At 69.6% G+C, this 5,886-nt stretch carries 4 protein-coding genes; 1 reads left to right on the top strand and 3 read right to left on the bottom strand.

The features are described from left to right. Nucleotides 1-137: 137 nt before the first annotated feature. Nucleotides 138-926: a TetR/AcrR family transcriptional regulator gene (locus VF106_RS26495; protein ID WP_330842557.1), complete on the bottom strand. Its 789-nt coding sequence runs from the start codon at nt 924-926 to the stop codon at nt 138-140. 64 nt (nt 927-990) lie between these two features. Here VF106_RS26495 and VF106_RS26490 point away from each other — a divergent pair, with 64 nt between their 5' ends. After that, the gene (locus VF106_RS26490; RefSeq protein WP_330842556.1) at nt 991-3,258 is read left to right on the top strand and encodes an ATP-binding cassette domain-containing protein; all 2,268 of its coding nucleotides are present in this window, start codon (nt 991-993) and stop codon (nt 3,256-3,258) included. Nucleotides 3,259-3,413: 155 nt separating this feature from the next. Here VF106_RS26490 and VF106_RS26485 read toward each other — a convergent pair whose 3' ends face one another. Both VF106_RS26485 and VF106_RS26480 read right to left on the bottom strand, forming a co-directional pair. Next, the gene (locus VF106_RS26485) at nt 3,414-4,976 is read right to left on the bottom strand and encodes an SWIM zinc finger family protein (RefSeq protein ID WP_330842555.1); all 1,563 of its coding nucleotides are present in this window, start codon (nt 4,974-4,976) and stop codon (nt 3,414-3,416) included. 72 nt (nt 4,977-5,048) lie between these two features. Next, nucleotides 5,049-5,627 (bottom strand): dihydrofolate reductase family protein, encoded by a 579-nt coding sequence (locus tag VF106_RS26480; protein ID WP_330842554.1) that lies wholly within the window; start codon nt 5,625-5,627, stop codon nt 5,049-5,051. Between the last annotated feature and the right edge of the window lie 259 nt (nt 5,628-5,886).

Here is a 5,886-nt window from a genome sequence, read left to right as displayed (position 1 = left end):
GGCACAGCCCGCTTCGCGGGCGGTCGGGCACAGCCCGCTTCGCGGGCGGTCGGGCACAGCCCGCTTCGCGGGCGGCACGCAACCCCGCCTCGCGGGCGGCGCTGCGCGCCTGCGCCCGCGAAGCCAACCTCAGAGGCTCAGTGTTCGCCGGTCATGCTCGCCTCGATGCCGTCGAGGAAGGCTGCCAGGCCGCTGCGGAATGTCTCCTTCGACGACTGCTCCAGGTACGGCACGGTCTCGTCGGCGAGTGTGAAACCGCCGGCCTCGGCCAGCTTCGTGACCATCGGGAACCGGGTGGCGAAGTCCGGTGCCATCTCGCTGAGCAGCGGCGCGCGGGTGTGCCACCACTCGTCCTCCCCTGTGCCGGTGGCGGCCGCCGCCTCCCGCGCCTCGGCGACGACCAGTGCGATGCCCCGGACGAGCTGGAACAGCGCGCCCGTGAGCCGCCGGATCTCCGCTGGTGCCAGGCCGGTCTCGAACATGATCCCCAGCACCGTGTCCAGGACGACGTACTCGTTGGGGCCCAGCACCGGCCGCGCCTGCGACACCTGCAGCACCCACGGATGGCGCAGGTAGAACGACCACATGTCCTCCGCCCACGCGGTCAGCGCGGCCCGCCAGCCGGCGCTGAGGTCGTAGGTGCGGTGCGCCTCGGCGTGCACCGAGTCGTACATGAGGTCGACGATCTCGCTCTTGCTCGGCACGTAGGTGTAGAGCGCCATGGCGGTACGGCCCACGCGCTCGCCGACCGTCCGCATCGACAGGGCCGTCATGCCGCGCTCGTCGGCGACCTGGATGGCGGCGGCGACGATGCCGTCGACCGTCAGCGCCGGCTTCGGGCCCGGCTTCGTCGCCTCCTCGCCCGGCGTGCGCCAGAGCAGCTCCATGGCCCGGCGCGGGTTGCCCTGACCTGCGTACACGACCAAGTTTGCATCTCCTTACGCCGTAAAGTACGGTGACAACACTTTACACCATAAAGAGAGAGGCGGCATGGAGAGAACAGCTGCGGACAGCCACGACAAGATCGAGGTGCGCGGCGCCAGGGAGAACAACCTGGCCGACATCTCGCTCGACCTGCCCAAGCGGCGGCTCACGGTGTTCACCGGGGTGTCCGGGTCCGGCAAGTCGTCGCTGGTGTTCGGCACGATCGCCGCCGAGTCGCAGCGGCTGATCAACGAGACCTACTCGGCGTTCCTCCAGTCGTTCATGCCGCCGCTCGGCCGGCCCGACGTCGACCAGCTCCGCAACCTGTCGGCCGCGATCGTGGTCGACCAGGAGCGGATGGGCGCGAACTCGCGGTCCACCGTGGGCACCGCGACCGACGCGCACACCATGTTGCGGATCGTGTTCAGCCGTGTCGGCGAGCCGCACGTCGGTCCATCGCCCGCGTTCAGCTTCAACCTGCCCGACGGCATGTGCCCGGAGTGCGAGGGCCTCGGCAAGGTCAACTCGATCGACGTCGACCAGCTGGTGGACAAGGAGCTGTCGCTGAAAGAGGGCGCGATCACCGTGCCCAACTTCGCGGTCGACTCCTGGTACTGGCAGTCGATGGCGCACTCCGGGTTCGTCGACCCGGACAAGAAGCTGGCCGACTTCACCGAGCAGGAGTGGGCCGACTTCCTGTACAAGCCGGCCACGAAGATCAAGTACGGCGGCATCAACACGAACTACGAGGGCCTGGTCGTCAAGGTGCAGCGGCTGTTCCTGTCGAAGGACAAGGAGGCCGTGCAGCCGCACATCCGCGCGTTCATCAACCGGGCGGTGACGTTCAGCCGGTGTCCGACGTGCCATGGCGCGCGGCTGAACGAGGCGGCGCTGTCGTCGCGGATCAACGGGCTGAACATCGCCGAATGCTGCGCCATGCAGATCAGCGACCTGGCCGAGTTCGTCCGCGGTGTCGACGCGCCCTCGGCGGCGCCACTGCTGAGGACGCTCGGCGAGACGCTCGACTCGCTCGTGGAGATCGGGCTCGGCTACCTCTCACTGGACCGCGAGTCGGGGACGCTGTCCGGCGGCGAGGCGCAGCGCGTGAAGATGGTGCGGCACCTGGGTTCCGCGCTCTCGGACGCGACGTACGTGTTCGACGAGCCGACCGTCGGGCTGCACCCGCACGACATCCAGCGGATGAACGAGCTACTGCTTCGCTTACGCGACAAGGGAAACACCGTGCTCGTGGTCGAGCACAAACCGGAGACCATCGAGATCGCCGACCACGTGGTCGACCTCGGCCCCGGCGCGGGCCCGGCCGGCGGGCAGATCTGCTACACCGGTGACGTGGCCGGTCTACGTGCGTCCGGCACGCTCACCGGGCGGCACCTGGACCACCGCGTGCGGCTGCGCGAGAACTTCCGCACCCCGACCGGCACGCTTCCGATCCGAGACGCGTCGCGGCACAACCTCCAGAACGTCAGCGTGGACGTGCCGCTCGGTGTGCTGACCGTGGTCACGGGTGTCGCGGGCTCGGGGAAGAGCTCGCTGATCCACGGCTCACTGTCCACACGGAACGACGTGACGGTGGTCGACCAGTCGCCGATCCGCGGCTCCCGTCGCTCGAACCCGGCCACGTACACGGGCCTGCTCGACCCGATCCGCGCGGCCTTCGCCAAAGCCAACGGCGTGAAGGCGGCGCTGTTCAGCGCCAACTCAGAGGGCGCGTGCCCGAACTGCAAGGGCATCGGGCTGGTCTACACGGACCTGGCGATGATGGCCGGCGTCGCGTCGGTGTGCGAGCAGTGCGAGGGCAAGCGGTTCACGCCGGAGGTGCTGCGCTATGTGTTGCGCGGCAAGAACATCAGCGAGGTGCTCGCGATGTCGGTCGCCGAGGCGCGGGAGTTCTTCCCGAGCGGCAACGCACACGCCATCCTCAGCCGGCTGTCCGATGTCGGCCTGGGCTACCTGGGCCTGGGCCAGCCGCTGACCACCCTGTCGGGCGGCGAGCGCCAACGCGTGAAGCTCGCCATCCACATGGCGGAGGGCGCGGGCACGTACATCCTGGACGAACCGACGACGGGCCTGCACCTGGCCGATGTGGACCAACTGCTGGCGCTGCTGGATCGCCTGGTGGACAAGGGAAACACAGTGATCGTGATCGAGCACCACCAGGCGGTGATGGCCCACGCGGACTGGATCATCGACCTGGGCCCCGGCGCCGGCCACGACGGCGGCCGAGTGATCTTCGAAGGCACCCCGGCCACCCTGGTGACCGACGGCGACTCCCTGACGGCACAACACCTGCGGACGTACCTGCAGCGCCCATGAGCGCGGCCCCGGAGGTCCTGAGAGACACTCAGGCGCGCCCTGTCCTGAAAGACGCGATCGGGACGTTCAATGACATGAGAGCGTCTTTCGAGACATCGCCCGTGGCGCAGCGAGTCCACCAGACTCGAGGTTGCCCCTCAGTTCATCCACATCAGTCAGAACCCCGCCTTCCGCAGCTCGTCGAGCAGCGCCGGCTTCCGTGCGTGTCGCGCCCGCAGCGACGACACGAACTCCTCCACCGACTCCCCGCACCGCTCCGCCGCCTCCGCCAACTCCCGCAGCAGCAGACCCGCCTCCCGGTACGCGTCCCGGCCGCCCCGGGACAGGCACGCCTCCACCAACGACCGGTACGCCGGCAGCACCTCCTCGGGACGCGTCGCACACCGCTCCCTCGCCACCTCGATCCCCACGCGGTCGTACTTGAGCGCGGCCCGCCACGCCTGCTCGACCTCGCCGTCGTCCAGCAAAGCGCCCACCAGCTCGGACGGCTCGGCGGCCAGCACGTCCAGCGCCCACGACCGCAGCCCCGACCAGACCCTGACCTCAACGGCCGTCTCCCGCAGCCGGGCGTAGGTGCGCCTGGTCGGCGCCGACCGTAACGCGGCCTTCCTCATCTCCACCGCGTCGTCACCACGCTGTCCGTCCACATAGGACTTGACGAGCAGCTCGGTCAGCGCCACGTCGTTGGTCGACGCCACCCCGCGCTCCGCCCACCGGATGGCCTCGTCCAGCCGGCCGGCGTGCCGCAACAGCTCGACGACGGCCCGGTACGCGCGCGGCGCCGGCAGGTCGTCGGCCAGCACTTCGACCATCTCGTCGACGTCGCCGGAGATCTTGGCCAGCTGCTCGCGCATCGCACGCAGCACGGTGGGGTCATCGTCGTCGTCCAGGGCATGCCACGCCTCGTCCACGAGCGCGCGATAGGCGGCCATTCCCGCCTCGCCCAACGGCTCCGCGAAGTCACCGAGGTCGATCGCCGGCCACGTCGTCCACCCACGCCGCAGCTCGAACAGCCATGCCGCGAGTTTGGCCGGGCTCAGCCGGGCCGCCGTGCACGCCCGCGCGTACAGCTTCACCGCCCGCCGGCACACTCCCGCGAGCGTGCCGACCGGGTCGTCCACCGAGCCCACCGCGGCCGCCAGCAGCTCGACCGCGTGCCGGGCCAGCGGCCGTGCCTCGGCGGCGTGCCCGGCCTCGACGAGGTCGTGGACCGTGTCGAGGACGTCCTTGGCCCGCGCCGCGTAGTCGCCGTCCACCACCCCACGGACTCGCAGCGCGGTGTCGAGCTGCCGGCGCAACACGGCGACCTGCGGCGCACCCGAGGCGCCGGCCCGCATCACCAGCTGGCGGTACAGCGCCGGGTCGCGCTGTGCCTGCGCCAGCAACAGGTCGACGAGCTCGCGCTGGTCGAGTGACCGCAGATACGCGCCGAGGTCGGTGTCCGGCACGGGCGACCCCTCCGCCAGCAGCGCCAACCCGACCGCCACGCAGTGCTTGCAGAAGTTCCCTTCCAGCCCGAACGGACACCCGCACTCGCCGGACAGCGTGTCGTTCCCCCGGCCCAGCCACACCTCGTAGACGTCCGTGCCCCGCACGCACGCCCGCACCCCGAGCGCGGTGGGCTCCAACTCGCCGACCGCGTCGACATAGTCGCGCCCGCGTCGAAAGGACCCCTCGCCCGCCGCGGCCCGCAGATCGTCCTCGGTGAACCAGGTCATGCCGCGATTCAAGCGCACCACACCGACAGTTTTGAAACCGGTTCTCGGTTTGGCGTTTACATGGCAGATCGGTCAGCGGCGCACCCGATAGCGCAGGTGAAGTACCCGGTTGCCCTGAATCACCACGTCAGGATCCTCCAACAGGTGCTGCGCGTCGACCGACCCGAAGTAGCGCTTGCCGGACCCGAACACGACGGGTACGACGTCCATGCGCACCTCGTCGACCAGACCCGCGGCAAGCACCTGGCCACCGACGTCGCCAGCGGCGACCTCGACCAAGCGGTCACCCGCGAGCTCCTGCGCCTTGGCCACGGCTGCCTCGACGCCGTCGACGAAGTGAAACGCCTTCGGGTCAAAGCCCTCGGGCTCCGGCCGGTGCGTCACGACGACCACGTGGTCGATCCCGCTCGGAGGCGTCCCGTCCCAGCCGTCCGTCATGTCGAAGACGTGGCGGCCGGCGATTGTCACCCCGATCTGGTCCCAGTACGCCCGGATGTAGTCGTAGGACACCTGCGACACCTTCAACTCGCCGCTCTCGTTCAACGGGACGTCACCGCTGGACAACCAGTCGAACAGCGGTCCGGGCTGGTCGTGCTCGTCCGCGACGAAGCCGTCCACCGACACCGAGCCGTACATGACCACCGTGCCCACGGGGATCTCCTCTGCTGTGGGGCCCCCAAACTAGCGCCTCGTGGGCTGTCGCTCTTATAAGAAATCAATCGGCCGGCGGCGGCCAACTGTCCGGCGAGGGCTCACGCCGACCCGGGACGTCGCAGTTCGGCCACGGCTCCCGCGCGCACATCCCGGCCACGCTCGACGACAATCGGCGCATCAGCGTGACCGCAGACACTGTGCATCGTGAAGAATCGGGTTTAGGACATGACGAAGGGGCCCCCACACGGATGTGGGG

This window comes from Actinophytocola sp., assembly GCF_036378875.1.
GTDB lineage: Bacteria > Actinomycetota > Actinomycetes > Mycobacteriales > Pseudonocardiaceae > Actinophytocola.
This window is presented reverse-complemented; position numbering and strand designations above follow the sequence as displayed.